This window comes from Methylobacterium komagatae (genome assembly GCF_042661665.1).
GTDB classification, from domain to species: Bacteria; Pseudomonadota; Alphaproteobacteria; order Rhizobiales; family Beijerinckiaceae; genus Methylobacterium; species Methylobacterium komagatae.
On the sequence record NZ_JBHSWN010000001.1, the window covers coordinates 2508910 to 2526936 of the forward strand.

Genomic DNA, 18027 nt, shown 5'->3' on the forward strand with positions numbered 1-18027 from the left:
AATCGGCACCGGGCCACGCTGGACGCGCAGCCCGGAACCGTCACGCTCAAGCCTTAGACGGTCTGAGCCGAGATCCAGCGGGAGAGGTCGCCCTTAGGGGCCGCGCCGACCTTCTGGTCGACCCGCTCACCGTTCTTGAACAGGAGCAGCGTCGGGATCGAGCGGATGCCGTATTGCTGGGCGATCTGCGGGTTCTCGTCGACGTTGACCTTGGCGATCTTCACCTTGCCCTGGAGATCGGTCGCGATCTCTTCGAGCGCCGGGCCGATCTGCCGACAGGGGCCGCACCACTCGGCCCAAAAATCCACGACAACCGGCTCGGCGGACTTGAGAACGTCCTGCTCGAAGCTCGCGTCGGTAACCTTCACCGTCGCCATCGGAATCACCTTTCGGAAGTCGCCGCCGGGCAAGGCTGCCGGGCGGCCGCGGACGGGCTCCTCGGCCCGAACGGTCGAGGCAGAATTGGCGTCGGGCGTCCGAGCGGTCAAGGAGCACGGCACCGGACGCATAACGGCAGGGCATTCCCATCATGCCCGAAACCGGCGCTACCCGGCGATACCCACCCGTGCGAGGGCGGCGTCCATCGCGGCTTCGTCGAGAATCCGGATCACCGGCCCGGAGGTCCAGACCAGCATCGGCACGATACGCTTATCGGGGTAGATCCGCGACAGGAGCCGGGCGTAGAGGGCGATCTGGCTCGCCTCCGCATCGGGAAGGGGAGCCTCATCCGGTGGCGGACGACCGGTCTTGAAGTCGGCGAGGGTGACGGTGTCGTCGCTGACGGCGAGGCGATCGACGCGGCCGGTCACCGGGCGCTCGATTCCCCCGACGCTTACCCGGCCGGACAGGCTCACCTCCGCACGCGCCCCGTCCGTGAACACCGGCGCGAGGGCGGGATCCTCGATCAGGCGCATCACCGCGCCGAGAATGCCACGAAGCGCGGGCTCGCCGAGGCCCGGCGCACGGGAGACGAGATAGGCCAGCCCTGCCCGGCGCCGCGCAGACGGTTCGACGCGCGGCAGATGCTGCAACAGGGCGTGGACCAGAAGGCCACGGCGGCGGGCGGCAGCATCACCCAGGCGCGGTGGCGGCAGCCGAGCGCCATCAGCGGCATCGAGCATGCCCGACGGGTGCAGCGGCGCTTCCGCGACGGCCTCCGCTTCCACTTTCCGGCGCAGCCAGTCTGGCTCGGCCGGTCGGCTCTCGATGCTGCGGGCGGGCTGGGTCCCGCCCTCGATCTGGGCTCCGTCGCGCCAGAGGATCGCTTGGCCGTAGGCCAATTCGATGGTCTCGCCTGCGCCGATCGTCGCTTCCATCCCGGCGCGGATCATCCGGCACCAAGCGGCCTCGGTCTCGCGGATCTTGCCGCGGAAGGGGGCGACGATCAGCCGGTCGGCAGCACGGGTCATGGCCACGTAGAGCAGCCGGTTGTGTTCCTGCCGCGCCCGTGCCCCGAGCGCGGCGCGGACGCGCTCGGTCGCCGTGCAATCCTGCGACTTGCCCGCCCAAACCGGGGGCAGCACCACGTCGCGCCCGAGCATCGGCAGGAGCGGCGGGTCCTTGCCCGCGAAGGCCTCGCAGCCGTCGAGGATGACGACGACCGGCGCCTCCAGGCCCTTCGACCCATGGACGGTCATCACCCGCACCTCGTCGCGTCCGGATTCGAGGTCGCGCTTCACCGTGTGACCGGCCTCGGCGCCGAGATACCGGGCCAGGAAACTGCCGAGGGAGGGCGCTTCCTCGCCACCTTCGGCCTGGGCCGCCGCGGCAAGGAACACATCGATCGCATCGCCCGCCTCGCCGCCGAGGCGTGACACCAGCTTCGCCCGGCCCTCCATCGGCCCAAGCAGCCGCGCATAGAAGCCGAACGGTCCGAGCGCCCCCGCGAGGTCGATCCAGCAGGCGAGCGCGTCGCGCGCGGTGATGGCGGCTTTGTCTCCGGTTTCGGCGTGCCGGGTCAGGGCGTCCTGCAACGTCTCGGATTCGTCGCGCCCCGCGGCAAGGCGCACGAGATCCTCGTCTGTCAGCCCGACAAGCGGCGTCTTCAGCGCGCAGGCCAGGGTCAGGTCGTCGGCGGGGAGCAGCCCCGCGCGGCCGATGGCGACGAGATCGGCCACCGCGATATGCGCCGAGACCTCCAGCCGGTCCTGCCCCGCCACGGGGACGCCGAGCCCCTTCAGGGAGCGGATCACCTCCTCGAAGGCCGGGCCGCGCTTGCGCACGAGGATGAGGATGTCGCCCGGTCGCCAGATGCGGCCGGTGGCGTCGCCGTCGCGGGTCCAGGTCCTCACGGCGGCCGCGACCCGTCGCGCGACGCGCAAAGCCGGCGAGCCGGGATCGGGCGTGTCGACCGGTGCGGACCAAGCGCTCACCTCGTCGGTCGCCTCGGGCTCAGCGATGTCCCACAGCTCGACTGCGCCCGCCGCGTGCGGCCGGGCGCTGGCATGAACCGGCCTGCGCACGTCCTCTTCCGACAGGCCGTCATTGTGGGCGTCGATGGCGAAGACCGCGTCCACCGCCTTCAGGACCATCGTGGTCGAGCGGAAGGAGAGGGTGAGCGGCACATCCGCAAAGGCAATGCCCGCTGAGCGCGACTCGCTGATCCATGCCGCCCGCGTCACTGCGAATTCGCGGGGGTCGGCGCCCTGGAAGCCGTAGATCGATTGCTTGGGGTCGCCCACGGCGAAGCGGGTGCGGTTGCCTTCACGCGCGCCTTCGCCCGCCGCGAATTCCTGTGTGAGCGTGCGCAGGATCGCCCATTGTTCGGGGTTCGTGTCCTGCGCCTCGTCCACCAGAACGTGGTCGATGCCGCGATCCAGCTTGTAGAGCACCCAGCCTGCGCCGACCCGCGAGAGCAGGTCGAGGGCGCGGCGGATCAGGTCGTCGAAATCGAGCGCGCCGAGGCGGGCCTTCTGCGCCTCGACCCGGCGGTGGATCTCGGCGGCCAGGGTGAACAACGCCTCGGTGCGGGCATGAGCCCGCGCGGCGCGCAGGCGGTCGAACAGGGGAATGAGGCGGTCCCGCTCCTCGATCAACGCGAGCTTCACCGGCTCCGGCACGGATTTCGTGCCGAGGCTCTTGTCGGCCTTGGGGTCGTCCTTCTGCGTGAAGAAGATCGCCTTGTAGGCCTCGATCGCCTCGCTTCGGTCGTATCCCTTCGGCGCCGCCTCCCGCGCAAAGTGCGCCTCGGCGACGGTCTCGGCCAAGGTGGCGTCGCTCGCCTTGCCCGTCTGGAGAGCGGCAGCGATGGCCGTGAGATCGTCGAGGCCATTATCGAGGATCGCCCCCTCGATCCGGTCGGCATCCTCCTCCGCCGAGAGGCCGAGTTCCGCGCGCAGGCGGATGAAGGCACCGTCCAGCCCGTCGCGGCTCACCATGAGGGCGTGGGCGCGGACCGCTGCGCGAACCGCGTCGTGCAGGGCTTCCCCCGTCGCCTCGGCGGTGACACGCGACAGGGCGATGCCCACCGGGGTCTCGGTCGCCTGGGTCGCGTCCGCGAGGACGTTGGCGGTCTCCACCGCGAACATCTCCCGCGCCTGCATCTCGTCCAGCACGACGAACCGTGCGGGCACATTCGCCTCGAAGGGGAACATGTGCAGTAGCCGCTCGCACAGGGCGTGCAGAGTCTCGATCTTGAGCCCGCCCGGCGTCTCGACGGCACGGGCGAACAACCGCCGCGCCATGCGCAGCCGCTCGGCCGAGGGGCGTTCGCCGGTCAGTTCGGTGAGTTCGGCCGATAGGGAGGCATCGTCTTGCGTCACCCACCGTCCGAGGCGCTGAAACACGCGGATCGCCATGTTGGCGGCGGCGGCCTTGGTGAAGGTGAGGCACAGGATCCGGCCGGGGGGCGACCCGTCGAGGAGCAGCCGCACGACGCGGTCGGTCAGAACCTTGGTCTTGCCCGCGCCCGCATTGGCCGAAACCCAGGCGGAGGCGCGTGGATCGGCCGCCCGTCGCTGGTTCTCGCGGGTCAGCGGATCGACGACGATCGTCCGGGTTGTCTCGGGCAGGGTCTGTCCCGCGGTCGAATTCAAGGGCTTCGGTCCGTACGCTCCGGGTGGGGCGCCACTTGTACACGAGGTCTTGGCCTTGCGCGCCGCCTCGGTGCCGCACCGGGATTGCGGCGAAGCCCGAGCCGCCGCATGGATGCAGCAGAACCTTTCGCCGCGAAACCACGCGATCCGCCGGTGACGATGACCCAATCCAGCGCGGCCCGCCCGCCGATCCGCTTCCGCGGCCGTTCCTTCATGGCGACCGTGCTGGCCCCCGTGCCGCCCGTCGCTGACTGGTTCGCGGATCTCGACGCCCTGTGTCGTCGCGCGCCCGCCTTCTTCGCGGGACGTCCGACCATCCTCGACCTGACCGGCCTATCACTCACGCGGGAGGATCTTGACGGGCTCGTGGCGGAACTGACGGCCCGCGATATCCCGATTCACGGCATCGAGGGGGCGCCCCCCGGCATGCTCGGCCCCGGCCTGCCGCCGTCACTGTCGGGCGGTCGCCCGGCGGGAGAGGTTTCGACGCCAGACGCCCCCGTTCCGGAGCCTACGACCCGCACCGTTCCCGCCAAGTCGCTGATCATCGACACCCCGGTGCGCTCCGGCCAGACGATCCTTCATCTTGAAGGCGACGTTACGGTGCTCGGTGCCGTGGCCTCGGGGTCCGAGGTGATCGCCGGGGGCTCCATCCACGTCTACGGCGCCCTGCGCGGCCGGGCGGTGGCGGGGGCTTCGGGCAATCCGACCGCACGGATCTGGTGCCGCCGGTTCGAGCCGGAACTCGTGGCCATCGACGGCCTGTACAAGGCCGCCGACGATCTCGATCCCGCCTTCCACAATCAGCCCGTCGAGGTGCGGCTGGTGGAAGACGCGCTCAAGCTGACACTGCTCGACCAGAACCGGTAGAGCCATCTCGGCTTCGATCGTCGAGCCTCAGGGCTTCGCCTCGGCCTCGACCTTCGTAGCCTTGGCCTCGGCTTCCGCCTTAAGCTTGGCTTCGACCTCGGCACGGATGCGGGTTTCCATCTCGGCCCGGGCCTTCGCCTCCGCCTCGGCCTTGCTCTTGGCCTCGGCTTCCGCGCGCATCTTGGTCTCGATCTCGGCGCGCATCTTCGCTTCGGCCTCGGATTTGGCCTTGGCCTCCGCTTCGGCCTTTTTGACCGCCTCGCGTTCCGCGCTGCGCTTCTCCGCGGAGGCGACGAACGCCTCCGGCCCCTGGTCGATATAGGCCTTCATTTCGGTGTCGAAGGTGGCGGTCTCGGCCGCATCCTTCGGGCAGTCCGGAAGCTTGCCCGCCTTGTTGATCTCCTCCTGAACCGCCGAGTCGATTGCGGCGAACTCGGTCCGCAGGACCTTCACCTTGGCGTCGATGGCGGCCCTCTGCGGCGCGGTCGTGCTGACGGCGCAACTCGCGGCGGTCTTCTGCAGGATCAGGCCCATGAAATAGGCCTGGAGCCGGATCTCGTTCGGTTTCTCGGCCGGGACGGACGAAGCCTGTGGCGCGGGCGTATCCTGAGTGGCGGCGGCGTTGCAGCGCTTCAGCCCTTCATAGGCGTCCGCGAAGCCTGGAATGCTGAAATCGGCCGCGCCATCGTTGAACTTGAGAACGATCTGCTTCCCCTTGATGAGCTTCGGAATCACGGTATCCGGCAATTGCGACCAGAGAAGCTTGGCTTCACCTGTCCAGCCCTGCTTCGGATAGAGAACCTGCTTGTCGATGGAGAAGGACGCTTGGACGGTTTCGTCCTTGTCCCAAACCCAGTTCGCGTAGCCGAGGACGAGGTTCACCTTGCCCTCATCGAGGGAGAGGACGATCGCGTTCTCTGCGTTGTCATCGTCCTTGTCGCGGTAGCTGTAGGAGATCTGGCAGGTATAGCGGCCCGTCTGGCCGATATTGCGCTCGACTTCCCAGCCACGGACATTCTCGAAGAGCTTGCGTTCACCCGACCATGCGGGCGAACCGGCGGCTCCGGCCAGCAGTGCCAGAGTGATCGCGGTGATGACGGGGCGCTTCCTCATGGCTCGCTTCCTTGTGTGGGGTTGCCGAGCCGGTCGATAACCTTTGAGCTGTTGCAGAACCCTAAAAGCGCCCCGTGACTTGGACCATATGCTTAAGGTTGTCCCACGGATGTCGGCCTCTATCGCGCCAGCAGTGCCAACAGCACGATCACCGTCACGCCCAGCACCAGCGACAGGCCGCGCCAGAACACGAGCGGATCGCGCTCGATCAGCGGCACACCCCGCGTCTCGCTGAAGGCTGGATTGGGGTGGCGCAGATCGTGGACGAATTCCGACAGCACATCGTAGCGCCGGGTGGGGTCGGGATGCGTCGCCCGGCGTAAGGAGCCGTCGACCCAGGCGGGCAGGAGCGGGCGCGCGTGGCGGGCCGACACGTAGCGGAGACGCTTCTGCCGCCCGGCCGTGCGCGCGCGGGCGGCCTCTCCGCCATAGGGCAGGCGGCCGGTGAGCATCTGGTAGGCGAGGATGCCCAGCGCGAAGATGTCCGAGCCAGGGGAGGGGGCGTAGCCCAGGAAGCATTCCGGCGCCGTGTACTGGATCGCGCCCTGCGGCAGGGCATCGTCCGTGCGCCCGCCTTCCTCGACCAGCCCCGCGACGCGGGTCGCTCCGAAATCGACGATCACCACCGTTCCGGCCTTATCGATCAGCACGTTCTCCGGGCGCAGGTCGCCATGCACCATCTCCCGGCGGTGAAAGGCCTGAAGGCCTCTCGCGATCTGCTCGATGATCTCACGCACCGTTTCGAGATGCGGCTCGCGGTTGTCGGCCATCCACTGGGCGAGGGTGCGCCCCTCGACATAGCGCATCACCGTGTAGAGGTGGCTGCGCGGCCCATCGCGGTCATGCGCCTTCAGGACATGGGGGCTGTCGAGCCGCCGCGCGATCCACTCCTCCATCATGAAGTGGCGTAGGTAATCGCGGTCCCCGCGCAACTCGAGGCCCGGCACCTTCAGCGCCACCCGCGCCCCGGTCTCGCCATCGGTGGCAAGGTAGACATGCCCACGTCCGCCCGCATGGAGCCGACGCTCGATGTCGTAGCCGTCGAAGCGGCAGGGCGGTTCGAGCAGGGGAGCAGGGGGAGGTCGCCGACCTCGCCTACAACCTCTCCGGGCTCCCCCTCCGGCAATGTGTCGATGCGGACGATCAACGCCGTCAGATTGTCTTCGCTGCCTGTTTCGTAGGCAGCATCCACGATGCGCCGGGCCGCACTTTGGAGATCGGTCCCGGCCGACGCGACGATCTCGGCGATGTCGCGCGCGCGCAGGTGCTCGTGCACCCCGTCCGTGGTGAGGAGAAAGACGTCACCCGCCTGGACAGGCACGGTGAGGCAATCGATCTCGACATGAGCATCCGCGCCCAGCGCCCGCCCGAGATAGCTCTCGCGGGACGAGATCACGACGCGGTGGTCCTCGGTAATCTGCTCCAGGGCGCGCCCGGCGAGGCGGCTGACCCGGCTGTCACCACAATGGAAGATGTGCGCCGTGCGCGAGCGCAGGACGAGGGCCGAGAGCGTCGTGACGCAGCCCCGGTCGGCGTTGCCGGGCTCGGCGGCACGGCGAGTCTGCGCGTGCAGCCAGGAATTGGTGGCGGCGATGACGCGCTTGGCGGCGCTTCGCACCGTCCATGTCTCGGGCGTCGCGTAATAGTCTGTGAGGAAGCTTTTGACGGCTGTCTCGCTCGCCACCGCACCGAGCGCGCTGCTGCTGATGCCGTCTGCGACGAGGGCCGCGATGCCCTTCAGCTTGAGGGCCGGACCGTCCGGCACGAGGGCGCCGTGGAAGTCCTGGTTTTCGTCTTTCCGGCCGCGCTCGCTGTGCTGGCCGATGGTGACCGTCAGTGTCCGCGTCATCGCCCGACCGTGTTGCGGCGCCCCGGACCCGGTCCGGGGCGCCGTTTCTCAGATGAGCGTCAGGCCGCGAGGCGGCGCACACCCTCGGCGGAGGCCGAAACTGGGCGCTTGGGCGCGGTGCGCACATGGGTCGAGTAGATGGTCAGGCCGGTGAAGGCGAGGCCGCCGACGAGGTTGCCGAGCACGGTCGGGATCTCGTTCCAGATCAGGTAATCCATGATCGAGAACTTGGCGCCGAGCATGAGGCCCGACGGGAACAGGAACATGTTCACCACCGAGTGCTCGAAGGTCATGAAGAAGAACAGCATGATCGGCATCCACATGGCGATCACCTTGCCGCTCACATGGGTCGAGATCATCGCGCCGACGACACCGGTCGACACCATCCAGTTGCAGAGCATGCCGCGCATGAACAGCGTCATCCAGCCGCCGAAGCCATGGGCGGCGTAGCCGAGGGTGCGCTTCTCGCCGATGTTCGAGATGAATTCGGCGGTCTTATCGGGCGGGCTGGTGAAGCCGTACGTGAAGACGCAGGCCATCATGAAAGCCACGGTCAGGGCGCCGAGGAAGTTTCCGACGAAAACAAGGCTCCAGTTGCGCAGCACGCCGCCGACGGTCACGCCCGGACGCTTGTCGAGGAGGGCCAGCGGCGTCAGCACGAACACGCCGGTCAGGAGGTCGAAGCCGAGAAGGTAGAGCATGCAGAAGCCGACCGGGAAGAGGGCGGCGCCGACGATCGGCTGGCCGGTCTGCTGCGTGATGGTCACCGCGAAGACGGCGGCGAGCGCCAGGATCGCACCGGCCATATAAGCGCGGATGATGGTATCGCGGGTCGACATGAAGACTTTCGCTTCACCGGCATCGACCATTTTGACGGCGAATTCCGAAGGGGCCAGATAAGCCATCGTGTCTCCTGAAAATCTTGCTGCGAACGTCGGCGCCTCGGCTTGCCATCGACGCTGACGGAAGTCCGAGCGACGGCCGTACCGGCCGCCTCCTGCCGTTGTCGCCAGGTGCCGGAGGGTAAGATGCAAGAGGTGAGCCTGTTTGGAGCCTTTTGTGTCGCGCCGAGTATCTGTCGCCCGAAAGCAACAAAAGGTGGCATCCTCCGCGCGTCGGGACACGATCCAAGGATCCCGGCAAAATTTGCCGGGAGGATCACAAACTTAACCCTTCGGTAACCATACCCGCCGTCAATGGTCCGGTAAGGACTGTTAACGGGCGGCCATGAGCGCAGCTTCACCAGAGCCGATCACTACAGAGCCCGCCGCCTCCGAGCCGCGGGTGACCCTCCGGCCGCTGAGCTTCCGCGGCCGGGTCTTCAAGGCCCTGGCGCTGACGCCGGAGCCCCCGGTCGGAGACTGGCTCGCCGGTCTCGACCTCGCGCTGAAGCGGTCACCGACCCTGTTGAGGGGCCGGGCGCTCATTCTGGACCTTGCGGAGCTGAAGCCGTCCCTGGACGATCTCCAGGGCTTGCTCGACGAGCTGCGCAATCGCGACATCCGCGTCCTCGGCATCGAGGGCACGGAGGAGGCGGGCGAGGGCCTGCCGCCGATCCTCCTGCAGGGGCGCCCCGGCGCCTCGATCGAGGTTCCGTCGATCCCCGCCGAACCCGAGCCGCTGCTCGTCACCTCGATTACCGTCGAGGGGTCGATCCGCTCCGGCCAGAGCATCGTGAACCCGACCGGCGACGTGACCGTGATGGGCCACGTCTCCTCCGGGGCCGAAGTCCTCGCCGGCGGTTCCATCCACGTCTACGGCGCCCTGCGGGGGCGCGCCATCGCCGGCGCCGCCCGCAACCCACGCGCCCGAATTTACTGCCGCAAGTTCGAGCCCGAGCTGCTGGGGATCGACCGCCTCGTGCGGACTGCGGAGGACATGGGATCGGCCCTGCGCGGCAAAGCCGCTCAGGTCTGGCTCGATGGCGGCACCATGAAACTGGCTAAGCTGGATTAAGGGAGAGCGACGCGTGGCAAAGGTTCTCGTCGTCACATCGGGCAAGGGCGGCGTCGGTAAGACGACGACGACCGCGGCCCTCGGAGCGGCCCTCGCACAGGGTGGCCAGAGCGTGTGCGTCGTCGATTTCGACGTCGGCCTGCGCAACCTCGACCTGATCATGGGCGCCGAGCGCCGGGTGGTCTACGACCTGATCAACGTGGTCAACGGCGACGCCAAGCTGCCGCAGGCGCTGATCAAGGACAAGCGGGTCGAGAGCCTGCACCTGCTGCCGGCTTCGCAGACCCGTGACAAGGACGCCCTGACCGATGCGGGCGTCGCACGGGTCATGGAGGAACTGCGCGAGAAGTTTGACTGGGTGATCTGCGACTCCCCGGCCGGCATCGAGCGCGGCGCCCAGCTCGCCATGCACCACGCCGACATCGCCGTCGTCGTCACGAACCCCGAGGTCTCCTCGGTGCGTGACTCCGACCGGATCATCGGCCTGCTCGACTCCAAGACCGCCAAGGCCGAGCGTGGCGAGGAGATGGAGAAACACCTGATCCTCACCCGCTACGACCCGATGCGGGCCGATCGCGGCGACATGCTGAAGACCGAGGACGTGCTGGAGATCCTCTCGATCCCGCTGCTCGCGATCATCCCGGAAAGCCAGGAAGTGCTCCGCGCCTCCAACGTCGGCTGCCCGGTGACGCTGAACAACCCCCTCTGCGCCCCGGCCCGCGCCTACGCCGACGCGGCCAAGCGGCTCAAGGGCGAGGACGTGCCGATGGTGCTCCCCACGGAGCGCAAGTCCTTCCTCGACAAGCTCTTCATGCGGAGGGCTGCATGAGCATCCTCGGGATCTTCCAGAAGCGCAATTCCAGCGCGGTCGCCCGCGACCGCCTCCAACTGATCCTCGCCCACGAGCGCAACGAATCCGGCAGGCCGGATCTCGTGATCCAGCTTCGGGAGGAGATCCTGGCCGTGATCGCTAACCATGTCGCGGTCGAGCCCGACAAGGTGAAGGTCACGCTGGAGCGCGGCGCCGGTGTCTCGACGCTGGGCCTCGACATCGAGCTTCCCCTCGGTGCCTCGGCCAAGCTCGACGCGAAGCTCGCGAGCAAGATCGCGCAGGTCGCTGCCAAGAGCGGCACCAAGAAGGCGGCTTGATCGCCAAGCCCTCTCTCCGTCTCGGCGGGGGAGGGTTTTTGTTTGCAGCCCTCAATCCCGCGCGTGCAGCCGGAAGGCGCCCGGATTTTCGGGCTGCGTCGTCACCACCGCCGCCGGCAAAATCGGCTCCTTGCCAACGAACTCGATGCGGAAGGCCGCGCACAGGCGGGCAAGGGCGATAACCGCCTCGCTCAAGGCGAATTGCGCGCCGATGCAGACGCGCGGTCCCGCGCCGAAGGGCAGGTAGCTGAACCGCGCCGGGGCTGGGCGTCCCGGCAGGAAGCGGCCGGGATCGAACGCGTCAGGGTCGTCCCACAGCTTGCGATGCCGGTGCAGCACCCAGGGGCTGACCAGGACGATGTCGCCTTTGGCGACGGGATGGCCCGCCAGCTCGTCCGGGCCCAGCGCGCGCCGCACCACCACGAAGGCCGCCGGATAGAGCCGCAACGTCTCGTCGATAACCGCGCGCGTCAGCGGCAGTCGACCATCCGCGTGGCAGCCTGTCGGATCGGTGAGGTCGGCAGCCCGTGCCTCGGCGGCGACCTGCTCCTGAATTTCCGGGCACAGAGCGAGCATGTAGCTCGCCCAGAACAAGGTCCCCGCCGTCGTCTCATGGCCCGCCAGGATCATGGTCGCGACCTGATCGCGCAGTTCCTGCAGGTTGAAGGGCTGGCCCGTCTCAGGGTTGCGCGCGGCGGTCAGGAGATCGAGAAGATCGCCGTTGAAATTCGCGGCGGCTTCGGCGCGGGCCCTGATCACCGAATCGAGGAAGGGGATCCACCGCTTCCGGAACCGCGCGCGGGGCCATCCGAGCGGAGTTGGCCAGCCCGGCGGCATCAGCACATCGAGGACGTGTGGGCGGCCGATCCGGACGCTGTACTCGGCGATGAAGGCACGCAATTGCGGGCCCTGCCGGTCCATTCCCACGGAGAACATGGCCCGGCCCGCAATATCCAGGGCGAGGCTATGGAAGGTCGCGAACAGATCGACCGGGCCGGCCGCCGCCACAGGGCGAAGCGCCGCGATGCCGTCCGTCACCGCCCGGTCGATATGCGGCACCAGCCCGTCGATGGCGCGGGGGGTGAAGGCGGGAGCCAAGGTCCGGCGCTGGTGGCGCCATTCCGCGCCCTCGCTGATCAAAAGTCCGTCACCGAGGATCGGCCGCAGGATGCGGATCGTGCCTACGGTGCGGGCGTAATTGGCTTGGTTCTCCACGAGGAAGCGCCGGATCGCCTCCGGATCGTTGAGGATGTAGCTCGATCGTCCGAGCAATCCGCGCCGGGTCACCCACTCTTCGAAGGCCGCCTTCGGGAACCCTAGAAGGCCGTTATCGCGGATCGACCGGAGATAGGCGAGGATCGGCAGGTCGCGGCTGGGGGGCTCGCGTCGAGGCGGCACCATTCGCGGCGCGCGCGCTGCGGCTTGGCCTGTCTGGGCTGCGTCCGTCGGCATGGCATCCATCACGGGCGCGGTCATGGCCGAGGGACGGCCGGGAGTAAACGTCGAACACTCATTCCGCTGCATTCCGCATCGGTTGATCCGAGGGGACGAGGCGAAGGGCGTCGGGGAACGCATGCACCTCGACCTCCGACGACACGGAGGCAAGGAGGGTCGCCGAGGGAATCATCTCTTCCACCACGTCCAGCAGCGTCTGAACGCCCCCTTCGAGATGGTCGGTCACGCGGTCGATCACAAGGATCTCCGGCTGGCGCAGCAGCGCCCGGGTGAGGCCGACGCGGACGCGCACCCGCTCCGGCAGGAGAAGCCCGCGATTGCCCACCTGCCGTTCGAGACCCCGCCGCCGGATGCCGTCTTCGAGATCGAACTCGCGGAACACGGCGAGCACCTCGCGCTGAATGATCTCTTCGCTGTGCATCCGCGCCGTGTCGATGCGGCCGAACAGGATGTTGTCGAGCACGCTGGCCCGCGGATTGATGCGGGCGGGATCGTAGGTCTCGATATCGCAGCCATCCTGCCCACCGAAAGCGTCCTGCACCACGCTGCGCGCACCGACGACCCGCGACTTCAGGATCGGGTCGACGAGGCCGAAGCGCATGCGCGGTTCGACGTAAGCGAGGGAAAGGGCGAGGAACGCCTTGCTGTCCTCCTCCGGCAGGCGGCCCGTCGGGGCGAGGCGGCTGAGGCGAGCCTCGTATTCCGGTACCATTTCCGGTGTGATCAGCGAGAAGCGCCGGAAAAGCGGATGCCCGGGGGGCACGTCCTTGAAGATCTCACTGAGATTCCGCGCGATCTCGACGCCCATCCGGTCGAGGTCATCGAGCAGACGCGTCTGCGCCAGCGCCGTGCGGAACGGGACCGCCGCCGCGAGGCGCAGGGGCTCTGTCAGCGACGTGTCGCGGGGAACACCGAACAGCAGGTTTTCTCCGAGCGTCGCCTGATCGTTGAAGGCGCCCCGGGAGAACGGAATGACGAGACCGGCCAGACCCTGCTGCTCGAAATGCTCGCGGAGATGCTCGCGGGCGAGGATGAACCGCTGTCCGGCCTCCGATTCGTGGGTCACCGAACTCAAGGTTCCGAGGCCGTAGCGATAGAGATCGTCGCCGAGGCCGAGGCGGGAGAGGATCTCCACGAGGCGCCGGTCGAGCCCGGCTGCGTCTTCGACGCCGAGCGCGGCGAAATCGATCCAGGGGTCGGTGATGCTGTCGAGGGGATTGCCCGTGCGGAGCGCCTCGCGGAGGCTCTGCTTCGTGAAGTCCAGGCGACGGCTCGCCTGAGGCTTCACCCGGAGCCCGTAGAGCAGGTTGTCGCGAATCGAGCCGGGGAACAGCACCGGCGTGTTGCCTGCGAACGCCAAGCGCGAGGAGAAGATCGAGCGGGGCAGGGTGGCGAGATCGTAGTGGCCGATTCGCACCGTGCCGCCGCGCGGCATCGCGAGCCCCGCCACCACCCGCGCGAATTCCTGCGACACGGCGCCCGGCGGGACCAAAGCGAGCCGCGCGGGCAGGGGCATGTCGATCGGGGCGATGTCGATGGGCGAGCCCCCGCGCGGGTCGCGAATCGTGAGATCCTCGGTCGAGAGCGGCGACCCGAGCCGTAGGCCGGGGCCATCATCGTCCTGGTAGGGCGTCAGCCGATCCGGGCCGAAATGCGCGGCGACCGTCTCGTACTTCACCTCCACGTCGAGGCGCTGCTGATCCCAATCGATCAGTTCCTTCAGGGGAGGGGTAGGTCGCGATAGGCAGCAAGAACGGCGACGAGCTGGCCGATATCGAGCTCGCCTTTTAGAGCGAAGACGCCGCCGATCGCGTAGAACAGGAACGGCGTGATCTGCGCGATGAGGTTGTTAAGGTACTTCACCGCGAACTTGCGGCGGTAGATTCGCAGGCGCAGATCGTAGAGCGCGTAGAGCCGCCCGCCGATTTCAGCGCGTTCCCACCGCCCGGTATTGTTCAACGTGACGGCGGGCAGGCCGTCGAGGACTTCCGCCACCCGGCCCGCGAAGGCGCGCGACGCGATCTGCCGTTTTCGGCTGAGCACGATGATCTGTCGCCGGAGGCGCGGAATCACCGTCATCTGCACGCCGACCATACCCCCGGCGACGAGGCCGAGCCAGACATTCTGCATCAGGATGAAGGCCAGCGCGGTGAGCGCCTGCGTGCCGAGCTGCGCCGGCACGACGATGGCATCGCCGATGAAGGACCCGATCGGCTCCACCTCGTCGCGGATGATCGTGGCGGTCTCGGAAGATTTCACCTCGCTCTGGGCCTCGGCCGAGAAGCGCAGCATCAGGGCGAAGAGCTGGAATCGCAGCCGGCGGAGCATCCGTTCGCCGAGGATGCCCTTCTGCAGGTTGATCCAGAATTTGAAGGCCCCGTTCACGATCACGAGGCCGAGAAACATGAGCGAAAGACCGAGCAGCAGGTGCAGCCGGTCGACGTGAAATCCCTCGAAAAGCTCCGTGCGACCGCCGCCGAGGAAGCTCGGCCAGTCGATCTTGATCTCGAGGAAGGAGGCTGTCTCCTCCCCGTGGGAGAAGGCGCGGCCGGTGATCGCGTCGTTGACGATGCGCTTCGGCAGGTCGAGCGAGGCGAAATAAAACGGCAGCGACGCCAGCACGACGGCGCAGATCGCGATCTGGTCGCGCTTGGAATGACGCCAGATGTAGTTGAACAGTCGCGGCTCTAGCTCGCGCATGGGGTCCTTCCGGACAGGGGGCGGGGCGACGCCGAACCCGGATCGCGACGCTGCCTATCTATAGCGAAACTCGCCGCCGTCGCGTCCGGAGGCGCACGTCGCCACAGGGAAACCGACGCTGATTTGCCGCCTGGGCTTGCCGGAAGCGGTATGTCCTTCTATTGCAGCGCAACCGCCACACATCTGCCCATGGCCCGGGGCGGACGACCTGATGTCGTCCGATGCACCGGCACTGCCAGGGCCACCGAGCGTGAACCCGGCCCATGGATCTGCGCAACATCGCCATCATCGCCCACGTCGACCATGGGAAAACGACCCTCGTCGACAAGCTGCTCCAGCAGTCCGGCACCTTCCGTGAGAACCAGCGCGTCGAAGAACGCGCCATGGATTCGAACGATCTCGAGAAGGAGCGCGGCATCACCATCCTGGCCAAGGCGACCTCGGTCGTCTGGAAGGACACCCGCGTGAACGTGGTGGATACCCCCGGCCACGCCGATTTCGGCGGCGAGGTGGAGCGCATCCTCTCGATGGTCGACGGCGTGATCGTGCTGGTCGACGCCGCCGAGGGCCCGATGCCGCAGACCAAGTTCGTGGTCGGCAAGGCCCTGAAGATCGGCCTGCGCCCCATCGTGGCAGTGAACAAGGTCGACCGGCCGGATGCCCGCATCAACGAGGTCGTGAACGAGGTGTTCGACCTTTTCGCCGCCCTCGACGCCACCGACGAGCAGCTCGATTTCCCGATCCTCTACGGGTCCGGCCGCAACGGCTGGATGGGCCTGTCGCCCGAAGCCGACCAGTCTGAAGGCCTCGCGCCGCTGTTCGACCTCGTGCTCAAGCATGTGCCCCCGGCCAAGACCGAGCCCGGCCCGTTCCGCATGCTCGGCACCCTGCTCGAAGCCAACCCGTTCCTCGGCCGCATCATCACCGGCCGCATCGCCTCCGGGACGGTGAAGCCGAACCAGTCGATCAAGGTTCTCGACCGCGAGGGCAAGGTCGTTGAGACCGGCCGCGTTTCGAAGATCCTGGCCTTCCGTGGTCTCGAGCGCGCCCCGATCGACGTGGGCGAGGCGGGCGACATCGTCTCCATCGCGGGCCTGATGAAGGGCACCGTGGCCGACACGTTCTGCGATCCGGCGGTCAACGAGCCGATCCAGGCCCAGCCGATCGATCCGCCGACCGTCACCATGTCGTTCATCGTGAACGATTCGCCGCTGGCCGGCACCGAGGGTGACAAGGTCACGAGCCGCATGATCCGCGACCGCCTGTTCAAGGAGGCCGAGGGCAACGTCACGCTCAAGATCGAGGAAGCCGCCGACAAGGACTCGTTCTACGTCTCCGGCCGTGGCGAGTTGCAGCTCGCCATCCTCATCGAGACCATGCGCCGCGAGGGCTTCGAGATCGCCGTGTCGCGTCCGCGCGTGGTGTTCGAGAAGGACGAGGACGGCAATCTGCTGGAGCCCGTCGAGGAAGTCGTCGTCGACGTGGACGAGGAGCATTCCGGCGTCGTCGTTCAGAAGATGTCCGAGCGGAAGGCCGAGATGATCGAGATGCGGCCGTCGGGCGGTGATCGCCTGCGCCTCGTCTTCCACGCCCCGACCCGTGGCCTGATCGGTTACCAGGGCGAACTGATGACCGACACGCGCGGCACGGCGATCATGAACCGCCTGTTCAAGGCCTACGAGCCCTTCAAGGGCGAGATCCCCGGCCGCCGCAATGGCGTGCTGATCTCGAACGACAAGGGCGAAGCCGTGGCCTACGCCATGTGGAACCTGGAAGATCGCGGCCCGATGATGATCGAGCCCGGCGCCAAGGTGTATCAGGGCATGATCGTCGGCGAGCACAACCGCGAGAACGATCTCGAGGTGAACGTGCTCAAGGGCAAGAAGCTCACCAACATCCGCACCACCTCGAAGGACGAGGCGGTTCGCCTGACTCCGCCGATCCGCATGACCCTCGAAAAGTCGCTCGCCTGGATCCAGGACGACGAGCTGATGGAAGTCACGCCGAAGTCGATCCGCCTGCGCAAGACGGTCCTCGACCCGAACGATCGCAAGCGCGCCGAGCGCTCCAAGGAAGCCTGAGGCTGAATAAAAAGCCCGGAGGGTCGAACCCTCCGGGCTTTTTCTTTTCAGCTGCTACCGGGGTCAGTTTCGCTGTTCGACCCCTTCGGGCCTTCGCCCGGCTTGCCGTCCGTCTTCTCGTTCGGGTCCTTCACGGCGTCCGGGGCGATGTTCTCCGGGCGCTTCTTAGGTTCCTCACGCTCACTCATCGCCGTCCCTCCTCTCCGCGCGGGAATGTCCGCCGGCTACCTTTGTATCGGCCCCGGGGCCGCGCGATGCCTTCTGGTCGGAATGGCCGTTCGAAGAGCCGCCGATGGCGGGGGGCGATGACCCGGCGGCCCCGCCGCCCATCTCTCGCCGACGCTCGTCCTCGTCTTTGCCGCCGCTCTCGATGCCGGTGATCGCCGCCTGCTGCGGCGTCTGATGCCCGCCGCCTGCGGGCGGCGAGCCGGGCGAGCCGACCTTGTCGTCTGGCTTGCGGGTGACGGTGGCGGAGTCGCTGGTTTCGCGCACCATCAGCGTTTTCCGTCGTCCTGGCCGACGGCGGCGGTCGCGCGGTCGATGGCCTCGGATGTGGAGGAATCGCCCTCGCCGCGAAGGCGACGCAGATTGTCCGGCGGCGTTTCGGCTTCGGTGGCGTCAGTGGCATCCTGCCTCGGCGTGCCGGATGCGATGCGGGCGGCCTCGGCCTGGCCGGAGGGGTCGCGCTTCAGATCGGCCTGCGTGTTTTGCGGCAGGCCCACATCCAGGGGCGAATCCTGCCCGAGATCCTGACCGTTGCGGTCGGCATAGGCGTCGAAGTCCTTGAGCGATTGACGCTGATTGGTGTCCGCCATGATGG

15 protein-coding genes and 1 pseudogene are annotated in these 18027 nt (G+C 67.7%); 5 read left to right on the top strand and 11 right to left on the bottom strand.

Translation table 11 applies throughout. The features are described from left to right. Positions 1-53: 53 nt before the first annotated feature. Positions 54-377, bottom strand: coding sequence for a thioredoxin (trxA, locus tag ACFQE0_RS12260; RefSeq protein ID WP_378969964.1), 324 nt, complete (start codon positions 375-377; stop codon positions 54-56). A gap of 168 nt (positions 378-545) precedes the next feature. Further along, a complete protein-coding gene (gene addA, locus ACFQE0_RS12265; RefSeq protein WP_378969966.1) occupies positions 546-4034 on the bottom strand; it encodes a double-strand break repair helicase AddA in 3489 nt (1162 codons plus the stop codon). Positions 4035-4193: 159 nt separating this feature from the next. On the opposite strand from addA, the gene minC (ACFQE0_RS12270) reads away from it, so the two are divergent. After that, on the top strand, positions 4194-4904 hold the full coding sequence (minC, locus tag ACFQE0_RS12270) for a septum site-determining protein MinC (protein WP_378969969.1): 711 nt from the start codon (positions 4194-4196) through the stop codon (positions 4902-4904). A gap of 27 nt (positions 4905-4931) precedes the next feature. On the opposite strand, the gene ACFQE0_RS12275 is transcribed toward minC (ACFQE0_RS12270), so the two are convergent. The 3 genes and pseudogenes from ACFQE0_RS12275 to ACFQE0_RS12285 form a co-directional block, all read right to left on the bottom strand. Further along, on the bottom strand, positions 4932-6017 hold the full coding sequence (locus ACFQE0_RS12275; protein ID WP_378969971.1) for a hypothetical protein: 1086 nt from the start codon (positions 6015-6017) through the stop codon (positions 4932-4934). 119 nt (positions 6018-6136) lie between these two features. After that, positions 6137-7866, bottom strand: a pseudogene (locus ACFQE0_RS12280) (protein kinase domain-containing protein). Between the two features lie 59 nt (positions 7867-7925). Beyond that, positions 7926-8771, bottom strand: coding sequence for a formate/nitrite transporter family protein (locus ACFQE0_RS12285; RefSeq protein WP_378969973.1), 846 nt, complete (start codon positions 8769-8771; stop codon positions 7926-7928). 322 nt (positions 8772-9093) lie between these two features. Here ACFQE0_RS12285 and minC (ACFQE0_RS12290) point away from each other — a divergent pair, with 322 nt between their 5' ends. Genes minC (ACFQE0_RS12290) through minE form a run of 3 tightly spaced genes read left to right on the top strand, consistent with a single transcriptional unit; the run spans position 9094 to position 10971 of the window. Next, positions 9094-9822 (top strand): septum site-determining protein MinC, encoded by a 729-nt coding sequence (gene minC, locus ACFQE0_RS12290; RefSeq protein WP_378969975.1) that lies wholly within the window; start codon positions 9094-9096, stop codon positions 9820-9822. Between the two features lie 13 nt (positions 9823-9835). Next, positions 9836-10651 carry a septum site-determining protein MinD gene (gene minD / locus ACFQE0_RS12295; RefSeq protein WP_378969978.1) on the top strand — a complete coding sequence of 272 codons (816 nt, stop codon included), beginning with the start codon at positions 9836-9838 and terminating at the stop codon, positions 10649-10651. Then, positions 10648-10971, top strand: a complete 324-nt coding sequence (gene minE, locus ACFQE0_RS12300; RefSeq protein WP_378969980.1) for a cell division topological specificity factor MinE — start codon at positions 10648-10650, stop codon at positions 10969-10971. The genes minD and minE overlap by 4 nt, the downstream gene beginning before the upstream one ends. A gap of 51 nt (positions 10972-11022) precedes the next feature. Here the strand turns inward: minE and ACFQE0_RS12305 are convergent, their stop codons facing one another. The 3 genes from ACFQE0_RS12305 to ACFQE0_RS12315 are packed head-to-tail and all read right to left on the bottom strand — an operon-like array spanning position 11023 to position 15126. Further along, complete coding sequence (locus ACFQE0_RS12305; protein ID WP_378975448.1) at positions 11023-12423, bottom strand: cytochrome P450; 1401 nt, start codon at positions 12421-12423, stop codon at positions 11023-11025. Between the two features lie 58 nt (positions 12424-12481). Beyond that, positions 12482-14110 (bottom strand): P-loop NTPase family protein, encoded by a 1629-nt coding sequence (locus tag ACFQE0_RS12310; RefSeq protein WP_378969982.1) that lies wholly within the window; start codon positions 14108-14110, stop codon positions 12482-12484. Between the two features lie 35 nt (positions 14111-14145). Beyond that, the gene (locus ACFQE0_RS12315; protein WP_378969984.1) at positions 14146-15126 is read right to left on the bottom strand and encodes an ABC transporter transmembrane domain-containing protein; all 981 of its coding nucleotides are present in this window, start codon (positions 15124-15126) and stop codon (positions 14146-14148) included. A gap of 263 nt (positions 15127-15389) precedes the next feature. Here ACFQE0_RS12315 and typA point away from each other — a divergent pair, with 263 nt between their 5' ends. Continuing rightward, positions 15390-17207 (top strand): translational GTPase TypA, encoded by a 1818-nt coding sequence (gene typA / locus ACFQE0_RS12320; protein ID WP_378969987.1) that lies wholly within the window; start codon positions 15390-15392, stop codon positions 17205-17207. Positions 17208-17254: 47 nt separating this feature from the next. On the opposite strand, the gene ACFQE0_RS12325 is transcribed toward typA, so the two are convergent. From ACFQE0_RS12325 to ACFQE0_RS12335, 3 genes are read right to left on the bottom strand one after another with little or no spacing between them, the layout of a single operon-like run. Next, positions 17255-17395, bottom strand: coding sequence for a hypothetical protein (locus ACFQE0_RS12325; protein ID WP_378969989.1), 141 nt, complete (start codon positions 17393-17395; stop codon positions 17255-17257). Next, positions 17388-17702, bottom strand: coding sequence for a hypothetical protein (locus tag ACFQE0_RS12330; RefSeq protein WP_378969991.1), 315 nt, complete (start codon positions 17700-17702; stop codon positions 17388-17390). The genes ACFQE0_RS12325 and ACFQE0_RS12330 overlap by 8 nt, the downstream gene beginning before the upstream one ends. Continuing rightward, the gene (locus ACFQE0_RS12335) at positions 17702-18022 is read right to left on the bottom strand and encodes a hypothetical protein (protein WP_378969993.1); all 321 of its coding nucleotides are present in this window, start codon (positions 18020-18022) and stop codon (positions 17702-17704) included. The genes ACFQE0_RS12330 and ACFQE0_RS12335 overlap by 1 nt, the downstream gene beginning before the upstream one ends. Between the last annotated feature and the right edge of the window lie 5 nt (positions 18023-18027).

Bases quoted from the DNA above. Each gene is read 5' to 3' on its own strand.
- typA (WP_378969987.1), top strand. From the start codon at position 15,390: ATGGATCTGCGCAACATCGCCATCATCGCCCACGTCGACCATGGGAAA.
- trxA (WP_378969964.1), bottom strand. From the start codon at position 377: ATGGCGACGGTGAAGGTTACCGACGCGAGCTTCGAGCAGGACGTTCTC.
- ACFQE0_RS12305 (WP_378975448.1), bottom strand. From the start codon at position 12,423: ATGCCGACGGACGCAGCCCAGACAGGCCAAGCCGCAGCGCGCGCGCCG.
- ACFQE0_RS12330 (WP_378969991.1), bottom strand. From the start codon at position 17,702: ATGGTGCGCGAAACCAGCGACTCCGCCACCGTCACCCGCAAGCCAGAC.
- minC (WP_378969975.1), top strand. From the start codon at position 9,094: ATGAGCGCAGCTTCACCAGAGCCGATCACTACAGAGCCCGCCGCCTCC.
- minE (WP_378969980.1), top strand. From the start codon at position 10,648: ATGAGCATCCTCGGGATCTTCCAGAAGCGCAATTCCAGCGCGGTCGCC.
- ACFQE0_RS12285 (WP_378969973.1), bottom strand. From the start codon at position 8,771: ATGGCTTATCTGGCCCCTTCGGAATTCGCCGTCAAAATGGTCGATGCC.
- ACFQE0_RS12275 (WP_378969971.1), bottom strand. From the start codon at position 6,017: ATGAGGAAGCGCCCCGTCATCACCGCGATCACTCTGGCACTGCTGGCC.
- ACFQE0_RS12335 (WP_378969993.1), bottom strand. From the start codon at position 18,022: ATGGCGGACACCAATCAGCGTCAATCGCTCAAGGACTTCGACGCCTAT.
- ACFQE0_RS12315 (WP_378969984.1), bottom strand. From the start codon at position 15,126: ATGCGCGAGCTAGAGCCGCGACTGTTCAACTACATCTGGCGTCATTCC.
- minC (WP_378969969.1), top strand. From the start codon at position 4,194: ATGACCCAATCCAGCGCGGCCCGCCCGCCGATCCGCTTCCGCGGCCGT.
- ACFQE0_RS12325 (WP_378969989.1), bottom strand. From the start codon at position 17,395: ATGAGTGAGCGTGAGGAACCTAAGAAGCGCCCGGAGAACATCGCCCCG.